Origin of the sequence: Thermococcus sp. JdF3 (genome assembly GCF_012027495.1) — an archaeon.
GTDB lineage: Archaea > Methanobacteriota_B > Thermococci > Thermococcales > Thermococcaceae > Thermococcus.
The window spans coordinates 389701-414585 of sequence record NZ_SNUK01000001.1 but is presented as its reverse complement, the minus strand read 5'-3'; the positions used below and the strand labels follow the sequence as shown (position 1 = coordinate 414585).

The following is a 24885-nucleotide window of genomic DNA, read 5'->3' as shown; positions in this document are numbered from 1 at the left end:
ATCGCACTCGGAGTATTTAACCTTATTCGGAACAGAGTTGAGCGTGTGAACACTTGCGGACACCGGTTAGGTTTAAAGGGGAGAGGGACAATCCGGAAGGGGTGAGAGGATGAAGGAAGAGATGAGCAGCGTTGATATCCGCTACATCGTGAGGGAACTGCAGTGGCTTGTCGGTTCTCGCGTGGATAAGGTCTATCACGACGGCGACGAGATTAGGATAAAACTCAGGACAAAGGAAGGAAGAGCAGACTTAATCCTCCAGGCAGGCAAGAGGTTTCACGTGACCACCTACGTCAAGGAGGCGCCGAAGCAGCCGTCGAGCTTCACCATGCTCCTCAGGAAGCACCTAAGCGGCGGGTTCATAGACGCGATAGAGCAGCACGGCTTCGACAGAATAGTGAAGGTTCGCGTTGGGGACTACACCCTCATCGGCGAGCTCTTCAGGAGGGGAAACGTGATCCTCCTGGATCCCGAGAACAGAATACTGGCGGCCCTTCGCTACGAGGAGTACAAGGACAGAAGGATAATGCCTAAGGCAGAATACCAGTATCCTCCCGCCAGGGAGAACCCGCTCGAGGTAACGCGGGAGAGGTTCCTCGAGCTTATGCGTGAAGAGGAAGAACTCGAGCTCGTGCGCGCTCTGGCGAGGAAGCTCAACATGGGGGGCATGTACGCCGAGGAGATCTCCATACGGGCCGGCTTTGACAAGACGACGCCGGTTAAGGAACTCAGCGACGACGACCTACTGAGGGTCTACGGGGCGATGATGAACACGTTCAACGATGAACCGAGGCCCAACATAGTCTTCAAGGGCGGAAACATGCACGACGTCGTTCCGATAGAGCTGAGGATCTACGAGGGGTTCGAGAAGCGCTATTTCAACACCTTCAGCGAGGCCCTCGACGAGTACTTTGGAAAGATAACCCTCGAGAAGGCAAGGATTGAGCAGACGAAGAGGCTCGAGGCCAAGAAGAGACAGCTTCTCATGACGCTCAGGAAGCAGGAGGAGATGCTCAGAGGCTTCGAGGAGGGGGCGAAGGCCAACCAGGAGATAGGAGACCTGATCTACGCGAACTACGCCCTCATAGAGAGGCTTCTAGAGGAGTTCAGGAAAGCCACGGAGACCCTCGGCTGGGACGAGTTCAAGAGGAGGATAGAGGAGGGCAAGAAGGCCGGCAACAGGGTCGCGCTCATGGTGAAGGGAATTGACCCGAAGGAGAAGGCGGTGACGGTGGAGATTGAGGGGAAGAAGGTGAAGCTTTACCTCAACAGGAGCATAGGCGAGAACGCCGAGCTGTACTACGAAAAGGCCAAGAAGTTCAGGCACAAGCACGAGGGAGCGCTTAAGGCCTACGAGGACACGAAGAGGAAGCTGGACGAGGTAGAGAGGCTCATCGAGGAGGAACTCAAGAAGGAGCTCAACGTTAAGAGAATTGAGAGGAGAAAGAAGAAGTGGTTCGAGAAGTTCCGCTGGTTCGTTTCGAGCGAGGGCTTCCTTGTTCTGGCAGGTAAGGACGCTGGCACCAACGAGATCCTCATAAAGAGACACATGACCGAGAACGACCTCTACTGCCACGCCGACGTTTACGGCGCCCCCCACGTCGTCATCAAAGAGGGGCAAAAAGCGGGAGAAAAGACCATCTTCGAGGCCTGCCAGTTCGCGGTTTCGATGAGCAAGGCATGGAGCAGGGGCGTTTACAGCGAGGACGCCTACTGGGCGTATCCAAACCAGGTCACCAAGCAGACGCCGAGCGGCGAGTACCTGGGCAAGGGGGCCTTCATGGTCTACGGCAAGAGGAACTGGCTCCACGGGCTTCCGCTCAAGCTCGCCGTCGGTATAATCAACTACGAGGGCGAGGACTTCATCGTCTGCGCCCCGGTTGATGCCATAAAAGCCCACACGAATAGATACATCGTGATCCGCCCCGGCCCACTCAGGAAGAGCGAGCTGGTGAAGAGGATAAAACACATCCTCGAAAAGTGGGGCTACAAGGTCCGGGAGGAGGACGTCATGTCCGCCCTGCCGCCTGGGAACGGCGATGTGGTCGAGGTTGTGGGCTAGAGGTACTTGCCACCGCCCAAGAAAAACCCCGCCACAAAGCCGCCGAGTCCCAGAAGGTAGCCCTCCCCGATTATATCCACGAATCCCTCACCGTACATGTACCACGCCACGGTGGTGAAGAGGAACATCCTACCAGCCCAATGCCCGGACCGAGCCTCCAGCAGGATATTCCAAAAAACGCCCGGGAGCACGAGGAACAGTCCCGCGAAGAGCCACCAGAAGCCGCCCCCAAAGGCATGGGGGTGGTCAGACCTGATCGAAGATCGCGATGAACGTCATTTCCCCAGAGGGGGGCTTGAGCCAGGGGAGAACAAAGGAAAGGATGACGATCAGAGACGTCAGAAAGCTCAATATCCTCATCCAGAAGCCCTCATTTAAACCAGCTCCTTCCCCGTCCCAGTCATCACCAGCTTGCCGTGCTTTACACCCTTGAGGCTCAGCAGCCTGTCCGCTATCTCCTTTATCCTGTTGGCCTTACCCTTAACTATGATGACCTCAAGGCAGTTGTGTTCATCCATGTGGACATGGATGCTGGAGATTATCTCGCTCAGGTAGTCGTGCTGGAGGTCAAGGAGCTCCTTGACCACTTCTGCCTCGTCGTGGTTGTAGAGCATGGTTATCGTGCCGGCGACCTCACCCTCACCCTGTTCCCACTCGTACCGGACTATGAAGTCCCTCATCATGTCCCGTATTGCCTCGCTCCTGTTCACGTAGCCCTTCTCCTCGATTATACGGTCGAACCTTTCGAGCAGCTCGTCGGGAACGGAGACGCCAAAGCGAGTGATCTTCATGACACCACCGTAATTCCTTTGGACGTCATCGTTAAAAACGTGACGCGAAACCCTTTTATTCGGGCCCGAGAAAGTAGCCACATGACGATAGAGGAACTCTACGCAATAGCCCAGAGGGAGCTGGCCAAGGACCTGGTGTTCGAGATCGAGGAGGAGCCAGTGACGGTTTCAATAAGGGGCGTCCTTCTCGCGAGGACCGACTCCAAGGGCTACAACTTCTCCTTCTTCGAGCTGAGCGAGAACGAATTCGTCCTCGCCGTCCAGATGAAGGGCTTCGTGGTGTACCTCGGCATGGAGGCGGACGAGGAGATAGACGAAGACGCCTACCCCGAGCTCGTTAAAATCCTCCTCGGGCAGCTGACACCAGCCATAGCCCTCCTGATAACGAGGGCGGAGAGAGAGTATCCCGGCAGGGCGGACCTGCTCATGGACGATGAGATGGGGCCCGACCTCAAGGAGTTCTTCTACGGGCTCCTGGTGAAGCACCGGCAGGGAAAGCCAATCTATGAGCAGACCGAAGTGGCCTAGCTGAGGAGCTCCACAAGGACGAGAGTGACGAGCATGATGGCCAGCACCAGCATCGTCCTCTTCGTGTATAGCTTCGCAGCCCTCCTCTCGTAGTAGCTCCTGGGGGAGACGTTCAGGACGTAGAGTCCGAGGAGAGAGCCGCTGAGAAGACCGAGAACGTTCTCCACTGTCAGAACAAGCGAGCCCCCGAAAACGTCCCACCAGCCCATGGCGAGGGATATTCCAACCACCGTCGTTGGAGGAACCAGTGCGGCAGCTATCGAAACCCCCGCCAGAATCTCGGGAATCCTGCTAACTATGGCAACTATTCCGGCGTAGCCGAGGATTATCGCGAGGAGTATGTAAACCAGTCCCGACTGGCCCCTCAACAGTATCTCGTGGGTCGGCTCCGCCGGCATCGAGCCAGCAAGATTGAGGATCAAGGACACCACAAGGGCCGAGAGGAATATAACGCCGAGGAGTTTGAGAATGGAGGAAACCGCGTCGAGGGCATCCCTGCCCTTGCCCATGACGATGTTGAGGGAGAATCCGTAGAGCGGGCCGAGAATCGGCGAGAGGAGCATGGCCGAGATTATCATGACTATGCTGTCGTTGATGAGGCCGAAGAGGGCTATAATCGAGGCAACGGCACCGAGAGTGAGCTGGATTGGATCAACCCGAGCCTGGGTGTTGGCGTTTTCGATGAGCCCCTCTATGGCCGCCAAGGTCCAGCGGCGCTTGAACTTTTTGAGCGATTTGACGGAATTGGCGTACTTCACGGACTTCCCGCTGACGGGGGCCCAGGTTATCGATGAATGCCCCTTCCGAAGGTCAACAGCCTTCATCAGCTCGTCGACGACGTCGTTAATCACGAAATCCGGCACGAGGACGGTGAATTTGAGCGCCCGGTGCTCGTTGCTCTGCACTTCCTCGGCGTAGAACTGAAGACTCCACTTGGTCAGAACATCCCTGACCTTCTCACCCTCACCCTCACCCTCGTCGCAGTAGACCTCAAGGCGCAGCATTGGACCTCAGGATTAATGGGCATTCTAACTTAATAACATTTCCGGAACAAATTTCCGCCGCCCTAACGCCTCCGTGATTGGTGGAAACGGGTTTCCAGTCCGACCGTCGGGAAGGTTTTTATAATCCGGAACCCAAGTTAATAGAAGGTGATCCCATGGAGGCCCAAAACAGAAAGAAGCTGGTTGCGATTTTACTGGTGCTGATGGTTCTCGGGGTCGGGATAGCGTTCCTCGTCCTCAGGTACGGCTGGTGGCAGTGGGGGCCCTGAGTCCGGCCAGTATCGTCCTCGGATAGAAGTTCAGGCTCGCCCTCGCCCTTGGGGCGTCCATGCCTATGTTTCTCCCGAGACCCATCAGATCACCGGGTCCGCGAACCTCCCACCTCGTCTCCGCGGAGCTCGTGATGAACCTCGGCACACCGTATTTGTCCACCAGCTGCCAGGTCTTCGTCATGAAGCGGAGGATCTGAACCCTCTCGTAGGGGCCAGCAGAGAGCAGGGGCGCGAGGGAGAACCCTATGGCGACTCCCCTCCTGGCAGCCATTCCCGCGAGGGTGTGGTCAAATCCCGGATCCTTTCTCCCGAACCAGGGGCTTATGAGGGCATCAACACCATTCTCAATGGCAAGACGGTTCACCCTCATATCGCCGCCCTGAACGTAGAGGAGGGCACGGAGGTTCCTCTTCTTTACCTCCTTTATCAGACCCGGCCTGCTTGTAACGAGCAGGAGGGCGACCTTCCCGTACCTCTCGCGGAGCAGTTTGAGCTCCTCCTTGAGGGCATTCCAGTCGGGCGGGCCTTCGAGGACGAGCTTTTTTGTGAACACGACCTCATCAAACCACTCACTGGCCAGCTCGTAGGCTTCCTCGCTCCTCACGTCCATCTCAACGAAATAGTTCCTTGAGAAGGAGACCTCCTCCACCCCCGATTCACCGAAGAAAACCTCCCCGCTCATTCCTCCAGCCACTCCCTGACGGCTTTCACAACTGCTTCCTTCCTCATCGGGAAGGCCTTGACCTTTACCCTGACCTGCACCACGTCCGACCCCTCATCTATTTCAGGCTCGCCGAGGTAGGCCTTCTGCTTGTTGAAGCGGACGTAGAAGGTTCCCTCCTCATCCACCTTCTCATCAAGGTGGTCCAGGAGGTAGCGCCTGTCCTCCTCGCTCAGCAACTCTTTGAAGTAGTCTATGAACAGCCTAACGGCCTTACTCCGCTTTATCTCGACGTTGACGACCTTAATGGGGTTGCCGAAGAACCCCGTGGTCTCGTCGATATCGAAGATTATGTCCTCCTCATCTATCTCCTCGGGGATGAAGGTCGCTATCGCCTCCAGAACCTTGTCCTCGTCCTCGGTGGCGTGGATGAAGGTGGTTATCCTGACGTGGTGCGCCCTTATCTTGACCATCACTCTCACCGGGGTTGATTCGATGCCGCGCTTTAAAAGGTAACTGCCGCGCGCGTTGGTGGGGAAAACTTAAATAAAATCCCACTAATCAGCTAATGGTGGGAAAATGCTGGCAAGGGTGGATTCAAGGGGAAGGTTGTACCTCCCCAAGGAGCTCAGGGAAAACCTACCGAGGGAGGTTTACCTGGTCAGGGTCGATGATGGCATACTCATAGTCCCAAAGCCCGATGATCCGGTAAAGGAACTCGAAGAGCTCGGGAAGGACCTCCCCGACGTTCCGATCGAAGAGCTGAGGAGGGAAATCCTAAAGGAGGCGGAGAGGCTCGCGGGTGGGTGAGATGGTCTACGCAGACACGGATCTTTTCCTTGCCCTGCTGAAACCCAGCGACTGGCTCAAGGAAAACGCCAGGAAAATCTACGAGAGGTACCGGGGTCAGATAACGACCTCCGAGGCGACATTAATGGAACTCCTGATACTCTCGAAGAGGTTCAGCCTCGACCCGGTAAAGCTCATGGCCGCAGTCATGGCGATGACGGACATCGAAGATGAGGCCTACCTCAGGGCGGCCTACTATATGAAGGAGCACGGACTAAATCCCTTCGATGCCCTCCACGCGGCAAAGTGCGGCGGGACGATAATCAGCTCTGACAAGGCCTTTGACAAGTTGGGAATCAAAAGGATAAAGCTTGAGAAACCGGAAGAAGATTAGAGGAAATCACTTGCCCTTGCCCTTGTTGGCCCTTATGCTGGGCCTGACCTTCTCAGCGCCCTTGCCCTTGTTCCTCAGGCCGCGGCTCTTCCTGCCTGCGCTGGTGAGTCCGCGGAAGACGCGACCCTTGTGGGCCTTGCCGGCTATCCAGTTGATCTTGGGGTCAGCCTTGATGACCGGGTGGTGCGGGTCGACCATGATGACCTCGAACCACCTGTACATTCCATCCTCGCCGACCCAGTAGCTGTTGAGAACCTCGAGGTTCGGGAACTTTCTGGCGGCCTTCTCCTCGGCGATCCACTGGAGGCTCTTCTTCGGGCTGTACTTAACCTGACCCATCTTGCTCGGCTTCCTTCCGCCCTTCCACCTGGGCCTCTTCCTTCCGCCCTTCCTGACGCGGACGCGAACGATAACGTAGCCCTGCTTGGCCTGGTAGCCGAGCGAGCGAGCGCGGTCGAGCCTGGTCGGCCTCTCGGCGCGGACGACGACCGGCTCCCTCCTCCACTTGATCATCCTGACCTTGAGAAGATCCCCGACGTAGCTCTTCTTGGGGCTCTTCCAGGCTTCCCTAATGTACTTGTACATGCTCATCTCGTTCACCTCTTCCCTGTTTGTGGTTCTCCCTTACGGGAACATCCCGCGGGTTTGCCCCGCCCAGTCGGTCGGGGTTCGAGGTTGAGTTTTTAAGGGTTGCGGAATAATGGGTAGCGGTGATGAAATGCGGCTCAGCAACCTGGTTTCCCTCATGAAGGAAAGGAACTTCGACGGTGCCCTGATCAGTCCCGGGACCAATCTCTACTACCTCACGGGCCTCCACATCCACGAGGCCGGCGAGAGGCTCACCGTTCTGGTTGTGAGCGCCGGCGGCGACTACCGGCTCCTGGCCCCCAGCCTCTACGAAAACGTCGTCAGGAACTTCCCGGTTACGTTCTGGCGCGACGGGGAGAACCCCTACGACAAGCTCGCCTGGATCCTGGCGGAGTTCCACCTGTCGGGCGGGAGACTTCTCATAGAGGACACGATGCGTGCCGACTGGCTCATGAAAGTCATCCACCTCGGCAGCTTCGAGTTCCACCCCCTGAGCTCGCTCATGAGGGAGCTCCGCATGAGAAAGGACAAGCACGAGATAGAGATGATGGGACACGCCGCCAGGGCAGCGGACAGGGCCTTCGATGAGATTCTGAGCTGGGACCTGCTCGGTATGCGCGAGCGGGAGCTGGCTTTGAAGATAGAGTTGGCAATAAGGGAGCTCAGCGATGGGATTTCCTTCGAGCCGATAGTGGCCAGTGGTGAGAACGCCGCCAACCCCCACCACGCGCCCGGGGACAGGAGGCTCAGGAAGGGCGACCTGGTGATACTCGACTACGGGGCGAAGTGGAAGGGCTACTGCTCGGACATCACGAGAACCATCGCCCTTGGACGGCCGGACGAGAGGCTGGTGGAGATTTACGAAGTCGTCAAAGAGGCACAGGAGAGGGCATACCGGGCCGTCCGTGAGGGTGTTCTTGCAAGGGAGGTGGACGGAGCCGCGAGGGAGACGATAGCGAAAGCCGGCTACGGCGAGTACTTCACCCACAGAACCGGGCACGGACTCGGGCTGGATGTCCACGAAGAGCCATACATTGGCCCGGACGGAAACGTGGCCCTGGAGAACGGTATGACCTTCACGATAGAGCCGGGAATCTACGTTCCGGGCCTGGGTGGTGTTCGCATAGAGGACGACGTCGTCGTTCACGATGGAAGAGGAAAAAGGCTGACGAGGGCGGAGAGGGAGCTTATCCGGCTCTGAAGACATGCCACGCGAGCCCCGAGCACATTTATTTTTCCTTTCCGTGGATACATCCATGCCGCGGTTGGCAAATCATCATCCGAGAATTCCAAAAGATTTAAATATCAGGAATCCTACTCGCTCCGATGCCAATGAGGGGGGAGTGTCTTCTCCATCGCTCGAATCGCAACCGTGCCTGATTTCCCGGATAACCCCCCTATTCTGGAGTATCGCTCACGCTCTTTTGAAAAAATTCTGAGGAGGTATGACCATGGCTGAGCTTAACTTCAAAGCCATTGAGGAGAAGTGGCAGAAGCGCTGGCTGGAGGAAAAGGCCTTCGAGCCGAAAGCGAATGAAAAGCCCAAGGAGAAGAAGTTCTACATCACGGTCGCCTTCCCGTACCTCTCGGGGCACCTCCACGTCGGCCACGCGAGAACCTACACTATTCCCGACGTCATAGCGCGCTTCAAGCGCATGCAGGGCTACAACGTCCTCTTCCCGATGGCGTGGCACATCACAGGAGCCCCGATAGTCGGAATCGCCGAGAGGATAAAGCACCGCGATCCCAAGACCATACACATCTACCGCGACGTCTATAAAGTCCCCGAGGAGATACTCTGGAAGTTCGAGGACCCGAAGGAGATAGTCAATTACTTCATGAAGGCCGCAAAGGAGACCTTCATACGCGCCGGCTTCTCAGTTGACTGGACCCGCGAGTTCCACACGACGAGCCTCTTCCCGCCGTTCAGCAAGTTCATAGAGTGGCAGTTCTGGACGCTCAAGGAGGAGGGGCTGGTCGTTAAGGGAGCGCACAGGGTCAGATGGGATCCGGTCGTTGGAACTGCCCTCGGGGACCACGACATAATGGAGGGCGAAGACGTCCAGATACTGGACTACGTCATCATCAAGTTCATCCTGGAGGAGGACGGCGAGGAAATCTACATGCCCGCTGCGACGCTGAGGCCCGAGACCGTTTACGGCGTTACCAACATGTGGCTGAACCCCAACGCCACCTACGTCAAAGCAAAGGTCAAGCGCGGCGAGAAGGTGGAGACGTGGATAATTAGCAAGGAGGCAGCCTACAAGCTCTCCTTCCAGGACAGGGAGATTGAAGTATCGGAGGAGTTCAAGGGCGAGAGGCTGATCGGAAAGTACGTGAAGAACCCGGTCACCGGCGACGAGGTCATCATCCTGCCTGCAGAGTTCGTTGACCCGGACAACGCAACCGGCGTCGTTATGAGCGTCCCGGCTCATGCGCCCTTCGACCACGTGGCCCTGGAGGATTTGAAGAAGGAGACCGAGATTCTGCTCAAATACGACATAGACCCGCGCGTGGTTGAGGAGATAAGCTACATCTCGCTTATAAAGCTCGAGGGCTACGGCGACTTCCCGGCGGTTGAGGAGGCTGAGAGGCTCGGCGTGAGGAGCCAGAAGGACGTTGAGAAGCTCGAAGAGGCCACCAAGAACATCTACAAGGCCGAGTACCACAAGGGAGTCTTCAAGATCGAGCCCTACGCAGGAAAGCCCGTCCAGGAGGCCAAAGACCTCATAGCCAAGGAGCTCCAGGAGAAGGGAACCGCGGAGATAATGTACGAGTTCGCCGAGAAGCCGGTCGTCTCGCGCTTCGGCAACCAGGCGGTCATCAAGATAATCCACGACCAGTGGTTCATAGACTACGGCAATCCCGAGTGGAAGGAGAAGGCCCGTGAGGCCCTCGCGAACATGACCATCTACCCCGAGAGCAGGCGCACTCAGTTCGAGGCCATAGTTGACTGGCTCGACAAGAAGGCCTGCGCGAGGAAGGTTGGACTGGGAACGCCGCTCCCGTGGGATCCCGACTGGGTCATCGAGAGCCTGAGCGACTCGACCATCTACATGGCGTACTACACGATAAGCAGGCAGATGAACAGGCTGAGGGAAGAGGGCAGGCTCGACCCCGAGAAGCTCACAAGGGAGTTCTTCGACTACCTGTTCCTGGAGGAGTTCAGCGAGGAGAAGGAGAGGGAGCTGGCCGAGAAGACCGGAATCCCGGCGGAGACGATCCACGAGATGAAGGAGGAGTTCGAGTACTGGTATCCGCTCGACTGGCGCTGCTCGGCGAAGGATCTGATACCGAACCACCTGACGTTCTTCATCTTCAACCACACGGCGATTTTCAGGAAGGAGCACTGGCCGAGGGGCATAGCGGTGAACGGCTTCGGAACGCTCGAAGGAACGAAGATGAGCAAGAGCAAGGGCAACGTGCTGAACTTCATCGACGCCATCGAGGAGAACGGTGCGGACGTCGTCAGGCTCTACATAATGGGCCTGGCCGAGCACGACAGCGACTTCGACTGGCGCAGGAAGGAGGTTGGGAAGCTCCGCAGGCAGGTCGAGCGCTTCTACGAGCTGATAAACGAGTTCGCCACCTATGAGGCTGAGGAGACCGACCTTAAGGATATCGATAAGTGGATGCTGCACAGGCTGAACAGGGCCATAGAAGGTGCTACTCAGGCGCTCGAGGAGTTCAGGACGAGAACGGCCGTGCAGTGGGCGTTTTACAGCGTCCTCAACGACCTGCGCTGGTACATGAGGAGAACCGAGGGCAGGGACGACAAGGCCAAGCGCTTCGTCCTGAGGAAGCTCGCCGAGGTCTGGGTAAGGCTCATGGCCCCGTTCACCCCGCACATCAGCGAGGAGCTCTGGGAGAAACTGGGCGGAGAGGGCTTCGTCAGCCTGGCGAAGTGGCCGGAGCCGGTTCCAGAGTGGTGGAACGAAACCATCGAGGCCGAGGAGGAGTTCGTCAAGGCCCTCATCGAGGACATCAAGGAGATAATCCGCGTGGCAAAGATAGAGGACGCCAAGAGGGCCTACGTCTACACCGCCCCGGAGTGGAAGTGGAAGGTCGTCGAGGTGGTCGCGGAGAAGAGGGACTTTAAGAGCGCCATGGCCGAGCTGATGAAAGACCCGGAGATGAGGAAGCACGGCAAGGAGATAGGCAAGCTCATCCAGAAGCTGATAAAGGAGAGGGCCTTCGAAGTCAAGCGCATAGACGAGGAGAAGGCCCTGAGGGAAGCCAAGGACTTCATGGAGAAGGAGCTCGGCATCGAGATAATCATCAACCCTGAGGAGGACAAGGGAGGAAAGAAGAAGGCCGCGATGCCGCTGAAGCCGGCGGTGTTTGTTGAGTAATTTTTTACTTTTTTCTCAAATTGTGGGGGGATCCCTGTATTCTCCCAACACTAGAAGCTCCAACAAGAAAGAAAAACAGATATAAATCAAAACTCCATCACTTCCTGTTTACGAACCAGGGGTACAGTTCGACGGTAAACTCTATGGGCGGCGCACTCGTGCTTTTTTTGACGGTATAGGTTCCACATCCCAGACCGCAGTATGGCCTAGTTTCTTCATAGATGAAGTCTGCCTCAGCCCGTAGTTTCATCTCAACCATGTGGAAGGGTGTTCCTTTTTTCACAAAGGGAACAACTACTGGATGTGTTATAAATATCTGGCCCCACGCTGGAGAGCTTCCCAGCCATTCTTTCTTATTCAGACCATAAAACTCAAACTCGATATCTCTATTAGCATCAATATCGTCGGTGTACCATTTGAACGTAAGTCCTTTAGTATAGGTTTCACTGAATCCCGCTCCAGCGTTTGGAAGCCCAGTAGTATCAATACCAACATTCAGGCCCCACGTAACCGTAGGTTCGGATGAAGAGCCACTGCCTTCGGGTTTAAAGCTTCCAATTCCAAAATATGCCTGTTCGCGTGAGGGGTTCAGAATAGTGGCCCGTTCCCTGACTTCTTTTACCGCTACCCTGAAATCTTTTGGGAAATCTTTCTCACTGGGCACTTTTGCCTCATGGCTCAGGTACACATAGTAGTAGTACCCCATTTTCGCCTCAGTTACCCAAAAGTCCACTCCCAGTTTGTTGTACACAGTGACTTTGTCTCCCCTCCATGTTGTGATATCCTGAGAAGTGGTTATCGTGCTGATACGACCTATTGAGTCCCATTCTCTGCGGGGTTCATCTCCAAGTGCCCCTTTTACCCCGAGTGGAAGGTCTACAAACTTGGTGGCCTCGGAAGTAAACGATTCGTTCAGAATCCGCAGGCTGGCATACCCGGAACTCTCGTTGGCAAAGTAGTAGAGCGGGGCGTACATACCACCCGGCAGGGGTCTGAGTGCTATTCCTATAAAAGTACAATCCCCAAACTCCTCCAGATTTATTCTGAGAGTTAATTTGTCCCAGTACTTCTGAAGGAACTGCTCTGCCACGTGCATACTGGATTTCCCAACAAACGTTTTTATGATAACTTCTTTTCCAGGGGTTGGTGAAATTGGGGGTTGCCCTTTAGACGGTGGTTCAAAAATTCCACCTCTGTTGTTCTGCAATGCGCCTGCAAAAACCATACCACCAATCATCAGCAGTCCGAGAAGGATCGCCAGCAAAGGCGTCCACTTCATCCAGTTCACTTCCTTTAAGTTGTTTGCAGTATCTTCTAAAGCAACTTATCCTTATAAATTCTTCCTTTTACTTTTAGTAAAAAATTCTTCTATTCTTTTCAAAGTACAAATTTATTCAGAGTTTGATTTTGCTTTTAGAATTGGTCGAAAGAAGCCCGAGTAAAAGAGTTGCATGACGATGCAACGGGCAGCAAAGCCCGGCAGAGTGTCTTATCCCTTACTCCCGTTAAGAACCACGAAAATTCCCGGCCACCATTAATTCAACCCCACCCTGTAAAACCTTTTCTCAGAAAACTCCTTAAAGGGAAGGCTTTTAGCCATTTTCGGTGTTTTCCATGCCCGCTGACGAGGAAACGTTTAAGAAGGATGTTCTCTCCAGAATTCCACTCCGAAGCGAGCCGCCGCTACCTCCCGACTGGGTCCGCACGGAGATGCTTGAACGCTTCCGCGTCCTCCAGCACGCACCGCTGAGGAAGGAATGAACGTCTTGAAATCGGCTGTGGTGCGCACGCATTAACGACTGTCCCGCTCGCCTACCCCCTCGGCGAAACCGGCCGCGTTGTTGCCGTGGACCTGAGCAGATGGCGCTTCTTCGAGGAGATAACCTCTGCGGCTGGCTTAAAGCGCAGGATAATCCCGCTCAAGGCCGATGCGAGGGAGCTGCCGTTTCCATTTAAGGCCTTCGATTTAGCCGTTCTCGTTCATGGAGTTAGAAGCCTGAAAAATGAGAAAACGATGGTTAGGGTCTTCTCAGAGATGCTCCGGGTCGCGGAGAAGGTCTTCATAGCGGAGAGTCTTCCCATAACCAACAACGAGCGTCAGGCACACCTTGAGCTCTACAACCCCCGTGAGGGTATCTTTGAGGCGCTCTTTGGCGAGAAGGATGACCTGCATTACCTCCGGCTGGAAAGGCTGAAGGAACTGGTGGAAAAGGCCGGTGGGAGGATAATCGAAAGCGGAGCCTTTGAGCCGGGCCTGCCGCACTATCTAGCCTACATCCCAAGGGAGTACGTGGAGCGGATAAAAGAGGAGAAAAGCGTGCCAAACTTCTGGAGCGGTGGGATAGGGCCTATGAGAAGTGGAGGGAAGGGGCGGAGCATCCACCGATTGGCTGGCTGCTTGCGAAATAGTCATTCCGCGTTTTCCCCGTCTTCAGTATTCTCGGGCGTTGCCGTCACCTCCGCCTTCTCCCCCTTCGGCAGGAGGAAGGAGAGCAGGGCGCTGATGACGAGGATGCCAATCATAAAGATTACCGCCACCTTCATCGTGTCGATGAATGATGTGTTCACCATCTTCACCACGATGTCGTGGTACTCGGGCGGGATGTTCAGCTCGCCCTGCTGCATCTTGAGTATCCACTGTATGACAGCGTCTTTTATCTGCTCCTTGCTCCCCTCGATGATGCCGGACTCGTAGATCTGCCTCGCGATGCTGTGAATTATGCCGAGGACGAGGACGGCACCGATGAAGGCCGTTCCAAGGGAGAGGCCGAACTGCTTCTGGGCGTTGAATATCCCCGAAGCATCTGCCTGCTGCTCCGGCTTCGCCCCCATCATTGCCAGGTTGGTTATCTGGGAGAATATCAGCCCGAAGCCCGTTCCGTAGAGGGCCAGGCCGAGGGCGAAGTCGCTCCCTTCAACTCCGGGCTTGAGGACGCGCAGGACGAGGTAGAGGCCGACGAAGGTGAGGGCTATGCCGAGCTGGATTATCTGCTTCGGCGTGAGATACCCCGCGAACCTCTGGCCGCTCATGGAGAATATGAACATCATTATCGAGAGCGGAACTATGACGAAACCCGTCTGGATGGCGTTGTAGTGGAGGTACTGCTGGACGAACACTGGAATCGTGAACATTATGCCCGCGAGGGTTATCTGGAAGAAGATGCTCACCAAGTTGGCCGCTGTGAAGACCTTCGACTTGAAGATGTCCACGTCTATGAGAACGTCCAGTCCCCGCTCCTTCCTGCGCTTCTCGTACTTCCAGAAGGCGACGAGGACAGCGAGACCCGCCACCATGAGGAGCAGAACCGGCGGGTTGGAGAGCGGGTCCATTATGAGCACTGAGAGGGTGAGCAGGAAGAGGCCGACACCAACCAGAACCGCCCCGACCACGTCGAGCTTCATCTCCTTCTCCGGCCTGTAGTCGGATAGTATCTTCATGTAGGCGAATATCGCCGCGGCGATGAAGGCCTCCATGAAGAAGCCGAGACGCCAGGTAATGTAGGTCGTGAAGAAACCACCAATAATCGGACCGAATGCCGCGGCGGCACCGCCGACGCCGCCCCAGACGCCGAAGGCGAAGGCCCTGTCCTTGCCGGTGTACTCCTTCGTTATATAGGTGACCGTCGCGGGCATCATCATCGAGGCGCCGATGCCCTCCAGGATTGACCACCCCAGGAGAAGAACGGCGAGGTTTGGAGCGAGGGCCGCCATGAGCGTTCCAACCGTGTAGATGACCAGCCCGCGGAAGAAGACCCTCTTCGTGCCCCAGATGTCGGCCAGCTTCGCGCCTGTTATCATGAACGCCGCCATTACAAGGGCGTAGAGGGTTATCGCGCTCTGGACACCCGTCACGGTCGTGTTGAGGTCGGCGACGAGGGCGCTTATGGAGACGTTCATCATCGTCGTATCGATGAACATGATGAAGAGTGCGGCACTCATTATGTAGAGAACTCTCCACTTCGAATGACTCATTCTGTCCACCAGAGGATAATTAGGGGGAGTGATGTTATAAAACTTGCCTAACCATTCTCAACGACGACTTCAACGCGGCCCATGATTATTACCATGAGAAAGAGCAAAAGAATCGCGACCCTCAGGGCAGTTGAAAGCCACCTCGGATACGAGAGGGAGACATCTGCATCGGAGCGGAGGGTCGTCCCATCGTCGAAGACTTTCGCATCGGGGTGCATTCTGAGGAGCGAAAGGACCATGAGGAAATCACCCGCCATGCCAGCCGTGTTGAAGACATAGGCGAGAGCCCAGAAGTTAGAACGGAGGAGCCAGGCCAAGGACAGGAAGGTGGCCGATAGGAGGAGCGGGGCAAGCGAGACAACGGCGTATTCCCTCGCGCGAAGGGGAGTTTCAATGGCTATGAAAGGGGCAACGATGAGCCTTCCAAAGGTGGTAATTCCGAACCGAACCTTGGCACCAAAAACTCTGGCAACAAGGGCATGCAGCCCTTCGTGGAGCGGAACGAGAACCACCCAAGGTAGAACAAGGAGGTAAAGGAAATCACCGGGGGAACCTATCGAGACCTCCAGCCACGGCACCGCCAGGGCCGAAACGACGAGTAGCAGAAAAGAGAGAATAACGACGTCGGAGGAATAATCCGAGAGCCTCAGCTCCCCCATCAGAACTCCCTCTCGACGAGGAACTCGGCGAGCAGCTCCAAATCCTTCCTGGCTTCGCTCTCGGGGAGTATCTTCAGGCCTTCGTTGGCCTCCCTGACAAGGTTCTTGGCGTATTCCGCCGCGTAGTCTATGCTCCCGTACTTCCTGAGGAGTTCAATGGCCTTAGCGACTTCCTCCTTTACTTTCTCATCGTGTATGAGGGCGTCGCCCTTGGCGTCGCCGGCGTACTTTCCGAAGACCTTCAGGAACTCGGCCTTGTCCTCTTCGCTGGCTTTGCTGAAGAAGTGGCTGACTATGAGCGTCTTCTTGCCCTTCCTTATGTCGCTTCCGACGGGTTTTCCAAGCTTTTCTTCATCGGCTATCAAGTCGAGCACGTCGTCCCATATCTGGAAGGCTACCCCGACGTTCATTCCCCACTTGGCAAGGGCCTTTATGTACTCCTCGTTGTCGGTCCCGACTATCGCGCCTATCTCGGCCGAGCCCTCAAAGAGCGCCCCTGTCTTGCCGCTTATCATCTTGAGGTACTCATCGACCGTAACTTCCTCCCTGGTCTCGAACTCGATGTCGAGGGCCTGTCCCTCGCAGAGCATGTTGGAGGTCCTGACGAGAACGTCAAGAATGCGGGCCTTCTTCTCGGGGCTCACCTCCGCCCTAGCGATGGCCTCGAAGGCCTTGCTGAAGAGGAGGTCCCCTGCCAGAATGGCCATGTTCACGCCCCAGAGCTTGTGAACGGTGGGCCTTCCGCGCCTCAGCTCGTCCATGTCCATTATGTCGTCGTGGACGAGGGAGTAGTTGTGGATGAACTCGACCGCCGCCGCGGGATAGAGCGCCTTCTCCGGGTCTCCCCCGACGGCCTCGGCCGCACGGAGAACCACGAAGGGCCTAACGCGCTTTCCCCCGGCGAGCGGATAGTGTCTGGATGCGTCGTAGAGGGCCCTCGGCTCCTTCCCGGGGATAAGCTCAAAGATGACCTCATCAACGTCCTTTGCCATGGTCTTAACCCTTGCGAACAGCTCATCGTACTTCCCCATTATATCACCCCGTGAGTGATGAAAGCAACCTAAAGGAAAAATAGGGCAACTCTTTATCAGTTTTACCCTACCTTATCTCGACCAGGTAGCCGTTCCGCGACACGAAAACGTCCCGGCCTATGAGGTATCCCTCCTCCTCGGCCAGTTCGGCGTAGTGTGTGAGCATCCTGAACTCACCGTGGGCGGGGACGATGTTCTCCGGGTTCAGCATCCTGATGAGGTACCTGTGATCTTCCCTGCTGGCGTGGCCCGAAACGTGGAGGTCCTTTATCATCCTGACGTTTTTCATCTTGAGCTTGGTCTCAAGGACGTAGCGCTGGGCCTTGTTGAGCGGGTTCGGTATCGTTCCGGCTGAGAAGACAACGGTGTCGCGCTTGCCGATGTCGTAGAGCTCGCCGTTGGCCATCCTCGTGAGGACCGCCCCTGGCTCGCCCTGATGACCGGTGACCACGAGAAGGTAATTCTCCCTCGCGCCCGAGACCTCCGCGAGAACCTTCCTTATGGCGTTGGGGCTCCTGACAGCGCGGGCGCCCTTCATTCTTATCAGCCCGAGCTGCTTGGCGATGCCGGTGTATTTGGCCAGGGAGCGGCCCACGAAGACCGCCTGCCTGCCCATCTTGTTGGCTATCCATATGAGCTCCTGGAGCCTGGGGATGTGGCTGGCGAAGGTGGTCGCTATCAGCCCGTCCGCCTCCATGCCCTCGTAGAGGAAGAAGTCCTCCAGAAGCATCTGGGCAACGGCCTCGCTCGGGGTTTTGGTCGGCTCGGAGACGCGCGTGGATTCCGGAATGAGAACCTTGACGCCCTCCCTACCGAGCTCCTTGAGACGTTTGTAGTCGGGCTTCTCGCCGAGGGGATTGTTGTTGTCGAACTTGAAGTCGCCGGTGTGGACGACCGCGCCCTCGGGCGTGTGGACGACGACCATAGCCGCCTGGGGTATCGAATGGGTTATCTGCACGAACTCTATCGCCAGGTTCTCGCTCACCTGGACTATCTCACCGAACTGGGTCTCGTACATCGGGTTCTTGACCTCGAAATACTGCTCGCTCTTGACCTCACTCTTGGCGAGCTTTATTGTGTACGGCGTTCCGTATATGGGCACGTCGGGATAGTGGGGCGCGAGCTTGCCGATGGCCCCGATGTGGTCGAGGTGACCGTGGGTGAAGGTTATGGCGACGACCTTCTTGTTCCTGAGAATGGAATCGTCGGGAATGGCACCGAGCTTCTGAAGCTCCTTGGCCGGAAACTGCTGGATGTTGACGTCCTCGTGGATGAGAACGCGGTCGAGCCTTATCCCCATATCGATTATAACGACCTCTTCCCGGCCGCCGTTGGAGTAGCCGACGGCGGTCATGTTCTTGCCGACTTCCTCGTAACCGCTAATGGTGTAGATTTTTATCATGTCTATTCCTCCTTACGCCCCCAGGCCTCTCCTGAGGCGTGGGGCTGCGTTGGTCTTAGTTGTGGGCAGGGGTTTAAAAAGGTGTGCATTTCAAGTCTGGCTTCCTCTTCCCAAGTATCACACGACAAGTATCCCAACCAGCGATGCTAAGATGAGACCAAATGGCATCCACCAGATTCCGCTCCACTCCATGAACCAGGTTCCATCAGCATAGTAGGAGTAAAGGGTCCCCACCAACGCACCCAGGAGATAGAAAGCGTTCCTCCGAGGGGTGATTTTAAACTTCATAATAATCGCTTCAATAAAGGATACCGCAACGGAAAGGGCCATCGTAAAGGGGTTACATGTGAGCGCAAAGCCCTCTATGAAGTCTGCAATGAGTCGGACCCTTGATTCTCTCCCCATAATTGCCCCCAAGATAGATACAACATGGAGTTTAAAAAGATAACTTAAAAGATGCGTTACCTGGCCCGCAGATAGTCCTTCAGGTCAATCCTCTGCTCAAGCCACTCCCTCGTGAAGCCGGTGATTACGAGCGGAACTTTCCTAAGTTCCTCGACGTTCCTCGCCCCGACGAGGAACATCGCATTGCGAATCTCCTCGATATAGCGCTGGAGGACTTTGATTACTCCATCGACATCGCCTTTCACCGCCGGCTTGAGGAGGGGCAGTGCAACGCCGGCGAACGTAGCACCCATCGCCAGAGCCTTCGCCATCGTTATCCCGTCGCGCATTCCGCCGGTGGCTATAATCGGCAGGTCAGTGGCGTAGCGAACCTCGGCGACGCTTATTGCAGTCTTTATACCCCAGTCCCAGAACCGAAGGGCAAGGTTTCTGCCCATCTCGTCCTTTGCTCTGTAGTACTCAACACCGCTCCAGCTCGTCCCACCGAGGCCGCCGACGTCGATGCCGTCTATACCGATGCCCTCGAGCCTTATCGCAACCTCCATCGAAACGCCGGCACCGGTTTCCTTCGCTATAATCGGGTAGGGGAACTCAGCCTTGAGTTCCGCCAGGGCATTCAAAACGCCCCTGTACTGCGTATCGCCCTCCGGCTGGACGCTCTCCTGGAGCGGGTTGAGGTGTATCGCCAGAGCATCGGCCTGAATGGTCTCGACCGCTTTCAGGGCCTCATCAACCCCGTATCTGTCGGGCATCGTCTCGGCGAACTGCGGTGCCCCGAGGTTGCCGACGAGGAAAACGTCTGGAGCTACGTCGCGGACGTAGTAGCTCTCCCAGGTTTCAGGCTTCCTTATCATCGCCCTCTGGCTTCCGACGCCCATCGGTATGTTCAGCTCCTGGGCCGCCTTCGCTAAAGTCTTGTTTATCTTACCCGCGAGCTGAGAGCCCCTCGTTCCGCCGGTCATTCCGGCTATGAAAATCGGGTAATCGAACTTCCGCCCGAGAAACTCGACGCTCAAATCAACCTCGTCCTTGTCTATCTCGGGCAGGCTCATATGGACGAAGTGAACATCCTCAAAACCGTTGGAAACGTGGGCCTGGACGTTCCTCTTGAGGCAGTGCTCTATGTGCTCAAACTTCCTGATGACAGTGAGTTCCTCCCTATCAAAAGCCTCCATTCCAACCACCGGAGAGAGAACGGAGCAGAAGGTTAAGAGGTTTTTGGAGCACAGCCGAATTTCTCAACCGCCCCGGCAATAGCCGCAACAAGACTTTGACAGCACCACCCGACGGAATGCTGGCAGTGTTCAGGGCGCGTCACATCAGAATAAAGGAAGCGGGGGTTAAGGCAATCAACCACCTTCACACGGGAGTGTCGCGTTGAAGACTCTAACCTCGACCCAGCCGCCGCGTTTCTCCCAGTAGGTGAACTCGACCCATTTGGAGACGTTAAAGTTGAAGAGCGTCTCGATGGTGCCGTTGCCGAAAATGGGATATTCTGGCCCCGGGCGGATGGTCAGGCGGGTGCTGATGTGACCGGGTTCGACTTCACGCCCACCCGTCTCATGGAAGTAAACCAGGACAACGGGGATAACCGAACAGCGGGAATAGTTCATCGCCCGCAGAGGAAGCTCAATTCTGCCACCGGTCACGTTTGAGGGGACGAGGTATGAAGCCCTCACCATCTCAACGCGGGGCGTGGCAAAGCCCGGGGTATCGTAATACCAGATATCATATCCCATCTCACTCCCAGTTACCAGCCTCCCCGAGGGGTAAACCGTGAGATTCACCCGGGGAACGCCATACAGGAAGTTATAAATCCCGTGAGGCAGGGAAACGCCGAAAGGATAGAACAGGAACATCGAATCACGACCGTTCAGGAGCCGCTCCAGGGGCTTTCTCTGGAGATGCCACTCGATGACGAGTACAGACCCGTTCGACGTCTCCACAACGGAGCCAGTGACCCAGAGGCCCTCCGGACCGGCCATGAAGTCGTTCAGAGCGCCCATTCTGGCGGCCGTTTCAATGCCGAGGAACGTCCATCCGAAGATCACAAGGATAAGTACAACGGCGAGAGCCTTTCTACCCATCACGAATCCCCGTGGTGAATACCCGGACGAAAATAAAAAGTTTACGCTTTGCAGGCGTTACCCTTTAATTCTCGTGCCGAAGCCGTCGCCCCTTATCGCCCCGCTCAGCCTTCCCGGAACCTTCCCGTTGACAAACCAGACCTCTGAGTGCTCCGCTATCTTCTTCGCTTCCTCCAGCTTGTTGCAGATTCCCCCGGTGACGTCGGTTCCGGCGGCGGTGCAGTGGAGCCTTTCGAGGAGGGAATCTATCTCCCCTCTGCCGAGACTCTGAATCAGTCCTCCCTCGCCAGGCTTGCCGTCGTAGATTCCGTCAACGTCCATGAGGAAGATAACCTTGTCCGGCTCAAGCATCTTGGCGAGGTAGGTAATGATCTGGTCGCCGGAGAGTATGTCGATGCCCTTCGCGAGGTCTATCGAGACGTCCCCGAAGAGAACGGGGATGAACCCAAGCTCCAGCAGCCTTTCCACGACCTCAAGGTCTCCGTAGGCGACCTCGCCGTTCTCGGTTATGAAGACTGAAGACGTGGAGACTGAGAAGGCCGGCAGGTTCTCTCCGACGAACTCCCGGATAAACTTCGCGTTTGCCCGGAGCATGGCCTGATGGGTCTCGGTGAAGCCTATCCTCCGGAAGTTGGCGGTCCCCCAGTCCTCAGGGAGGCCGTCACGTATACCGTATTTTTTCGCCTCAGGGTGGCCGAAGCTCCCGCCTCCGTGAACGACGATGAAGTTCTCACGGGGATAAAACTTGGCTATCTCCTTCGCTATGTTCCTGACGGTTTCATGGTCAAAATTCTCGGGCTCACCCTTCTTATTGCTGAAGACGCTGCCGCCGACTTTGACGATTATCATGGCAGGACCTCCTCTATCCTGAGTCCCTCGCGGCTTATCCTCGTTATCATCGGCGTTCCGCCGGCTATCGTTATGGCAGTTGCAACTTCGCTCTGGTTCTCCGGGGCCAGGGCGTACATGCAGCCGCCGCCACCTGCACCGGTTATCTTTGCTCCTATTGCCCCGGCAACCCTCGCGGCGTAGACCAGCTCGCTGAGCTTTTTCGTTGAAACTCCGAGGGCATCGAGGAGGCCGTGATTGAGGTTCATGAGCCTTCCGAGCCGGCTGAAGCGGAGCTCCTCGTCGAGGTCAGAGGTTATAACGTCGCGGGCCTTCTCGACTATCTTGCCCATCGCAACGAGCACCGGTTCTATAACCTCTGGCATCTCCTCGTAGGTTCTCCTCACCATAGCCACGAGCTCCTTTGTTGAACCGCTCGAACCCGTGTAGCCGACGACTATGGGCAGCTCCATGAAGGGCAGGTGCTCGAAGTCCCCCTTCTCGTAGTGGATGAAGCCGCCTATGGCCGAAACCGTTGGGTCTATACCGCTCGATGCCCCCTGGACGAGGAGTTCGACCTTATGGCCGAGCTTTCCTATCTCCTCGTTGGTCAGCTCAAGGCCGAGAAGTTTTGAGACCGCACCGATGGTCGCGACGGCCACCGCAGCGGACGAGCCGAGGCCTGCACCGACGGGAATCTGAGAGGTTATCGAGACGGTTACACCCTTACCGTTCGCATCTGCCTCCTCCCTCACCAGCTCTATGGCCTGGCGGACGTAGCTGAGGACTTCAGCGGCCTTTCCGTAGTCGCTCTCGAAGTAAATCTCGTCCTCGGAGAAGGAGACGGTAAGGCCTGGAACGCGTATGTCCTTGGCCTCTATCTTTATCGCACCCCTATCGTTGAACCCTGCCCACACATAGGTTCTGAGGTCTATAGCTGCGGCTATCGCTGGTTTACCGTAAACGACGCTGTGTTCTCCAAAGAGGATGATCTTGGCGGGAGCGGAAGCTAAAACCCTCATTTTCGACCCTCCCCATGTAAGAGGAGTGAAAGTTTATGTGGCTTTTGGTCTCACCTCCTCATCACGATGCTCGCGTAGCCGACGATGGCATCGGTGCTCCTGCTGACCTCGAAGCTCGTCGTGTAGTGCAACAGTTCTGTCTCAAGCGCTCCGGCAAGGCGGGAGTAAACGATGGCAGTTCCGACTCCTCCAGGCCCGCACATGGTGTGGCTCATCTCCCTCAGTTCCCTGAACATGCCCTTAACGTCGAAGTCGAGGATTCTCCTTATTACGCGGAAGTCCCACTCCTTAATCCTATGTGGAAGCTCGTCGGCCCTCGCCCTGAAGGGCACGTAGCCGTACATTGGGCCGTAGTGCATGAAGTCGGTGCTCGCTACCACAACAACGTCCCTGCCGAGCTCCCTGGAGGCCTCAAAGACAGCCTTTCCGAGGTCTTCGGAAACCTCCTCGTCCTGAATGCCGAGGGCTATCGGAACTATTCTAACTTCCTTCCCTGCGAGCTCGCTGAGGTACTGGATGAACGGGAGCTGAACCTCTATCGAGTGCTCGTATTTGTGGGCCAGCTCATCGAGGTCGGCTATGCCAGAGAGCTTCGCTATAGCTCTGGCCATCTCGGAATCAACCTCGACGTCACCGAGCGGTGTGCGCCATTTTCCGGCCGGGTAGACGGCTATCGGAGAGCCCAGGCCGGTGTGATTCGGGCCGAGGATTACGAACGTTTCAGGAAGACCGTCCTCGAATATCGCCCTGTAGGTTCTCGAAGCCGTGTAGCCCGAAAAGACATAACCCGCATGCGGTGCAACTCCGGCCGTGATCCGTCTCTCGCTTCCCTCCCCGCCAAGGTTGCTGAAGAACTCCTCCAGCATCTTGATAAGGCCGTCATCAGCGGGATAGAAGCTTCCTGCGACAGCCGGATACCTTACCTCCGCCATTCTCTCACCTCCAGCAATTTTTGGGATTCAATCCTTAAATACCTTCAACCGTCTTTAGCCCGGAGCCTGTAAGCGGGAGGAGCACTCTTGACCCGCCCTCAATCTTCCCCGATTCCATTAGCTTCCAGAGCGCCGCGAGAACCACCGCGGAGGTCGGCTCGACGAGGAAGCCATGTCTTTTGAGCCAGTTGAGCGCGCCTATTGTTTCAAGCTCATCCACACTTACGCACAGGCCGCTGGTTTCCTTAAGTGCCCTCTTCATCTCATGAAGCCGGGGAGGTTCAGGAATCGTTATACCCTCCGCAGTGTCGTTCTTCATTGATGAGCGCTCGCAGAGGCTCTCGTAGCCCGAAGCCTGAACGGCCACAAGTCTTGGGAGCCTATCAATTTCATCCATGTCCTTAAGTTCATTAAACCCCTTCCAAAGGCCAAGGAAGAGCGTCCCGCTGCCCACCGGCGATAGGACGTAGTCGGGAACGCCGAGTTGCTCGTAGGTCTCGAAGGCGACCGTCTTCGTACCCTCGATGAAGTATGGATTGAGCCAGTGGGAGACGTAGGTCAGACCGCTCCGCTCCGCGAACTCCACTGCCCTCCTGTGAACGGCCATCCTGTCACCGTCGACGAAGTGCATCACCGCTCCAAGGCGCTGGAGGAGTGAGAGCTTTCCGGGGCTTGTATCGTAGGAAACGAACCCATGAACCCTGATCCCGGAAGCGAGGCCGTAGAGGGCAAAGCTCAGGGCGGCGTTTCCGGAGCTGTCGAGGACGACCTCGGTGATGCCCTCCTCCCTCAGCTTCGCCACCGTCACGTAGGTGCCCCTGTCCTTAAAGGAACCGGTTGGCTGGAGGTATTCGAGCTTGAGGAACCCACTGACTTGGCCGATCCGAAGGGCGCTCACAGGGGTTATCGCCGGCGTTGCTGGAGGGAGGTAATCCCCGTCCACCGGAAGGAAATTGAGGTAGCGCCGCATATCAATATGGGGCCTGAGGCTACCAAAGAAATCGACGTGGTCCCTCTCCACAAGCAGAGTGCCGCCGCAGTCACAGGTCAGGCGAAACGTCTCGGGGTACACCTTTCCGCAGTGTGAACAGACGAGCATGGTACCA

25 protein-coding genes and 1 pseudogene are annotated in these 24885 nt (G+C 56.4%); 8 read left to right on the top strand and 18 right to left on the bottom strand.

The genetic code is table 11. From position 1 onward, the window contains the following. The first annotated feature begins 109 nt into the window (after nt 1-109). Nucleotides 110-2062: a ribosome rescue protein RqcH gene (gene rqcH, locus E3E42_RS02220; protein WP_167902432.1), complete on the top strand. Its 1953-nt coding sequence runs from the start codon at nt 110-112 to the stop codon at nt 2060-2062. Here the strand turns inward: rqcH and E3E42_RS12075 are convergent. Continuing rightward, entirely contained in the window at nt 2059-2190 is a 132-nt protein-coding gene (locus E3E42_RS12075) for a hypothetical protein (RefSeq protein WP_255453628.1), read from the bottom strand. The genes rqcH and E3E42_RS12075 overlap by 4 nt on opposite strands. Before the next feature lie 246 nt (nt 2191-2436). Next, nucleotides 2437-2853 (bottom strand): nickel-responsive transcriptional regulator NikR, encoded by a 417-nt coding sequence (gene nikR, locus E3E42_RS02215; RefSeq protein ID WP_058938165.1) that lies wholly within the window; start codon nt 2851-2853, stop codon nt 2437-2439. Nucleotides 2854-2934: 81 nt separating this feature from the next. On the opposite strand from nikR, the gene E3E42_RS02210 reads away from it, so the two are divergent. Beyond that, complete coding sequence (locus E3E42_RS02210; protein WP_167902431.1) at nt 2935-3381, top strand: hypothetical protein; 447 nt, start codon at nt 2935-2937, stop codon at nt 3379-3381. Here the strand turns inward: E3E42_RS02210 and E3E42_RS02205 are convergent. The 3 genes from E3E42_RS02205 to E3E42_RS02195 form a co-directional block, all read right to left on the bottom strand. Further along, the gene (locus E3E42_RS02205; RefSeq protein ID WP_167902430.1) at nt 3378-4385 is read right to left on the bottom strand and encodes a TIGR00341 family protein; all 1008 of its coding nucleotides are present in this window, start codon (nt 4383-4385) and stop codon (nt 3378-3380) included. The genes E3E42_RS02210 and E3E42_RS02205 overlap by 4 nt on opposite strands. Before the next feature lie 237 nt (nt 4386-4622). Next, entirely contained in the window at nt 4623-5339 is a 717-nt protein-coding gene (locus E3E42_RS02200) for a Ribonuclease P protein component 3 (protein ID WP_167902429.1), read from the bottom strand. Further along, nucleotides 5336-5791: an RNA-binding protein gene (locus tag E3E42_RS02195; protein WP_167902552.1), complete on the bottom strand. Its 456-nt coding sequence runs from the start codon at nt 5789-5791 to the stop codon at nt 5336-5338. The genes E3E42_RS02200 and E3E42_RS02195 overlap by 4 nt, the downstream gene beginning before the upstream one ends. 106 nt (nt 5792-5897) lie before the next feature. Between E3E42_RS02195 and E3E42_RS02190 the strand changes: the two genes are divergently transcribed. Next, entirely contained in the window at nt 5898-6128 is a 231-nt protein-coding gene (locus E3E42_RS02190) for an AbrB/MazE/SpoVT family DNA-binding domain-containing protein (protein ID WP_167902428.1), read from the top strand. A gap of 1 nt (nt 6129) precedes the next feature. Further along, a complete protein-coding gene (locus tag E3E42_RS02185) occupies nt 6130-6501 on the top strand; it encodes a type II toxin-antitoxin system VapC family toxin (protein ID WP_167902427.1) in 372 nt (123 codons plus the stop codon). 6 nt (nt 6502-6507) lie between these two features. On the opposite strand, the gene E3E42_RS02180 is transcribed toward E3E42_RS02185, so the two are convergent. Continuing rightward, nucleotides 6508-7092, bottom strand: a complete 585-nt coding sequence (locus E3E42_RS02180; protein WP_167902426.1) for a 50S ribosomal protein L15e — start codon at nt 7090-7092, stop codon at nt 6508-6510. A 127-nt stretch (nt 7093-7219) separates the two neighbouring features. On the opposite strand from E3E42_RS02180, the gene E3E42_RS02175 reads away from it, so the two are divergent. Beyond that, a complete protein-coding gene (locus E3E42_RS02175) occupies nt 7220-8290 on the top strand; it encodes a Xaa-Pro peptidase family protein (protein WP_167902425.1) in 1071 nt (356 codons plus the stop codon). A gap of 250 nt (nt 8291-8540) precedes the next feature. Further along, nucleotides 8541-11441, top strand: a complete 2901-nt coding sequence (gene leuS / locus E3E42_RS02170; protein WP_167902424.1) for a leucine--tRNA ligase — start codon at nt 8541-8543, stop codon at nt 11439-11441. A gap of 97 nt (nt 11442-11538) precedes the next feature. Here leuS and E3E42_RS02165 read toward each other — a convergent pair whose 3' ends face one another. Beyond that, complete coding sequence (locus E3E42_RS02165; RefSeq protein ID WP_167902551.1) at nt 11539-12720, bottom strand: hypothetical protein; 1182 nt, start codon at nt 12718-12720, stop codon at nt 11539-11541. Nucleotides 12721-13046: 326 nt separating this feature from the next. Between E3E42_RS02165 and E3E42_RS11955 the strand changes: the two genes are divergently transcribed. Both E3E42_RS11955 and E3E42_RS11950 read left to right on the top strand, forming a co-directional pair. Continuing rightward, nucleotides 13047-13202, top strand: a complete 156-nt coding sequence (locus E3E42_RS11955) for a hypothetical protein (RefSeq protein WP_240913595.1) — start codon at nt 13047-13049, stop codon at nt 13200-13202. A 10-nt stretch (nt 13203-13212) separates the two neighbouring features. Next, nucleotides 13213-13500: pseudogene (locus E3E42_RS11950) on the top strand (class I SAM-dependent methyltransferase); the annotation flags it as partial. Here E3E42_RS11950 and E3E42_RS11945 read toward each other — a convergent pair. The 11 genes from E3E42_RS11945 to E3E42_RS02110 all read right to left on the bottom strand — a co-directional run bounded on the left by E3E42_RS11945 (nt 13471) and on the right by E3E42_RS02110 (nt 24878). Further along, nucleotides 13471-13614 (bottom strand): hypothetical protein, encoded by a 144-nt coding sequence (locus tag E3E42_RS11945; protein WP_240913594.1) that lies wholly within the window; start codon nt 13612-13614, stop codon nt 13471-13473. The pseudogene E3E42_RS11950 and the gene E3E42_RS11945 overlap by 30 nt on opposite strands. A 236-nt stretch (nt 13615-13850) precedes the next feature. Then, nucleotides 13851-15413 carry an MFS transporter gene (locus E3E42_RS02155; protein WP_167902550.1) on the bottom strand — a complete coding sequence of 521 codons (1563 nt, stop codon included), beginning with the start codon at nt 15411-15413 and terminating at the stop codon, nt 13851-13853. 47 nt (nt 15414-15460) lie between these two features. Then, nucleotides 15461-16072, bottom strand: a complete 612-nt coding sequence (locus tag E3E42_RS02150) for a DUF3267 domain-containing protein (RefSeq protein WP_167902423.1) — start codon at nt 16070-16072, stop codon at nt 15461-15463. Next, the gene (locus E3E42_RS02145; protein WP_167902422.1) at nt 16072-17103 is read right to left on the bottom strand and encodes a polyprenyl synthetase family protein; all 1032 of its coding nucleotides are present in this window, start codon (nt 17101-17103) and stop codon (nt 16072-16074) included. Before E3E42_RS02145 ends, E3E42_RS02150 begins: the two co-directional genes overlap by 1 nt. 67 nt (nt 17104-17170) lie before the next feature. Then, nucleotides 17171-18505, bottom strand: a complete 1335-nt coding sequence (locus E3E42_RS02140; RefSeq protein WP_167902421.1) for an RNase J family beta-CASP ribonuclease — start codon at nt 18503-18505, stop codon at nt 17171-17173. 461 nt (nt 18506-18966) lie between these two features. Next, the gene (gene fni, locus E3E42_RS02135; RefSeq protein WP_167902549.1) at nt 18967-20085 is read right to left on the bottom strand and encodes a type 2 isopentenyl-diphosphate Delta-isomerase; all 1119 of its coding nucleotides are present in this window, start codon (nt 20083-20085) and stop codon (nt 18967-18969) included. Between the two features lie 174 nt (nt 20086-20259). After that, nucleotides 20260-20997 (bottom strand): hypothetical protein, encoded by a 738-nt coding sequence (locus tag E3E42_RS02130; protein WP_167902548.1) that lies wholly within the window; start codon nt 20995-20997, stop codon nt 20260-20262. A 57-nt stretch (nt 20998-21054) separates the two neighbouring features. Continuing rightward, entirely contained in the window at nt 21055-21846 is a 792-nt protein-coding gene (locus E3E42_RS02125; protein WP_167902420.1) for an isopentenyl phosphate kinase, read from the bottom strand. Then, nucleotides 21843-22847, bottom strand: coding sequence for a mevalonate kinase (locus E3E42_RS02120; protein ID WP_167902419.1), 1005 nt, complete (start codon nt 22845-22847; stop codon nt 21843-21845). The genes E3E42_RS02125 and E3E42_RS02120 overlap by 4 nt, the downstream gene beginning before the upstream one ends. A 50-nt stretch (nt 22848-22897) precedes the next feature. Then, on the bottom strand, nt 22898-23779 hold the full coding sequence (locus E3E42_RS02115; RefSeq protein ID WP_167902418.1) for an MEMO1 family protein: 882 nt from the start codon (nt 23777-23779) through the stop codon (nt 22898-22900). Nucleotides 23780-23813: 34 nt separating this feature from the next. After that, nucleotides 23814-24878 carry a pyridoxal-phosphate dependent enzyme gene (locus E3E42_RS02110; protein ID WP_167902417.1) on the bottom strand — a complete coding sequence of 355 codons (1065 nt, stop codon included), beginning with the start codon at nt 24876-24878 and terminating at the stop codon, nt 23814-23816. Nucleotides 24879-24885: the final 7 nt, after the last annotated feature.

Excerpts from the sequence above, each read along its gene's own strand:
- fni (WP_167902549.1), bottom strand. The coding sequence starts at position 20,085 with ATGGAGGCTTTTGATAGGGAGGAACTCACTGTCATCAGGAAGTTTGAG.
- E3E42_RS02115 (WP_167902418.1), bottom strand. The coding sequence starts at position 23,779 with ATGGCGGAGGTAAGGTATCCGGCTGTCGCAGGAAGCTTCTATCCCGCT.
- E3E42_RS11945 (WP_240913594.1), bottom strand. The coding sequence starts at position 13,614 with ATGCAGGTCATCCTTCTCGCCAAAGAGCGCCTCAAAGATACCCTCACG.
- E3E42_RS02110 (WP_167902417.1), bottom strand. The coding sequence starts at position 24,878 with ATGCTCGTCTGTTCACACTGCGGAAAGGTGTACCCCGAGACGTTTCGC.
- E3E42_RS02165 (WP_167902551.1), bottom strand. The coding sequence starts at position 12,720 with ATGAAGTGGACGCCTTTGCTGGCGATCCTTCTCGGACTGCTGATGATT.
- E3E42_RS02120 (WP_167902419.1), bottom strand. The coding sequence starts at position 22,847 with ATGAGGGTTTTAGCTTCCGCTCCCGCCAAGATCATCCTCTTTGGAGAA.
- leuS (WP_167902424.1), top strand. The coding sequence starts at position 8,541 with ATGGCTGAGCTTAACTTCAAAGCCATTGAGGAGAAGTGGCAGAAGCGC.
- nikR (WP_058938165.1), bottom strand. The coding sequence starts at position 2,853 with ATGAAGATCACTCGCTTTGGCGTCTCCGTTCCCGACGAGCTGCTCGAA.
- E3E42_RS02145 (WP_167902422.1), bottom strand. The coding sequence starts at position 17,103 with ATGGGGAAGTACGATGAGCTGTTCGCAAGGGTTAAGACCATGGCAAAG.
- E3E42_RS02150 (WP_167902423.1), bottom strand. The coding sequence starts at position 16,072 with ATGGGGGAGCTGAGGCTCTCGGATTATTCCTCCGACGTCGTTATTCTC.
- E3E42_RS02180 (WP_167902426.1), bottom strand. The coding sequence starts at position 7,092 with ATGAGCATGTACAAGTACATTAGGGAAGCCTGGAAGAGCCCCAAGAAG.
- E3E42_RS02140 (WP_167902421.1), bottom strand. The coding sequence starts at position 18,505 with ATGATAAAAATCTACACCATTAGCGGTTACGAGGAAGTCGGCAAGAAC.
- E3E42_RS02175 (WP_167902425.1), top strand. The coding sequence starts at position 7,220 with ATGCGGCTCAGCAACCTGGTTTCCCTCATGAAGGAAAGGAACTTCGAC.
- E3E42_RS02190 (WP_167902428.1), top strand. The coding sequence starts at position 5,898 with ATGCTGGCAAGGGTGGATTCAAGGGGAAGGTTGTACCTCCCCAAGGAG.
- E3E42_RS02195 (WP_167902552.1), bottom strand. The coding sequence starts at position 5,791 with ATGGTCAAGATAAGGGCGCACCACGTCAGGATAACCACCTTCATCCAC.
- E3E42_RS02185 (WP_167902427.1), top strand. The coding sequence starts at position 6,130 with ATGGTCTACGCAGACACGGATCTTTTCCTTGCCCTGCTGAAACCCAGC.
- E3E42_RS12075 (WP_255453628.1), bottom strand. The coding sequence starts at position 2,190 with ATGTTCCTCTTCACCACCGTGGCGTGGTACATGTACGGTGAGGGATTC.
- E3E42_RS02205 (WP_167902430.1), bottom strand. The coding sequence starts at position 4,385 with ATGCTGCGCCTTGAGGTCTACTGCGACGAGGGTGAGGGTGAGGGTGAG.
- E3E42_RS02130 (WP_167902548.1), bottom strand. The coding sequence starts at position 20,997 with ATGGGTAGAAAGGCTCTCGCCGTTGTACTTATCCTTGTGATCTTCGGA.
- E3E42_RS02200 (WP_167902429.1), bottom strand. The coding sequence starts at position 5,339 with ATGAGCGGGGAGGTTTTCTTCGGTGAATCGGGGGTGGAGGAGGTCTCC.
- E3E42_RS02210 (WP_167902431.1), top strand. The coding sequence starts at position 2,935 with ATGACGATAGAGGAACTCTACGCAATAGCCCAGAGGGAGCTGGCCAAG.
- E3E42_RS02155 (WP_167902550.1), bottom strand. The coding sequence starts at position 15,413 with ATGAGTCATTCGAAGTGGAGAGTTCTCTACATAATGAGTGCCGCACTC.
- E3E42_RS02125 (WP_167902420.1), bottom strand. The coding sequence starts at position 21,846 with ATGATAATCGTCAAAGTCGGCGGCAGCGTCTTCAGCAATAAGAAGGGT.
- rqcH (WP_167902432.1), top strand. The coding sequence starts at position 110 with ATGAAGGAAGAGATGAGCAGCGTTGATATCCGCTACATCGTGAGGGAA.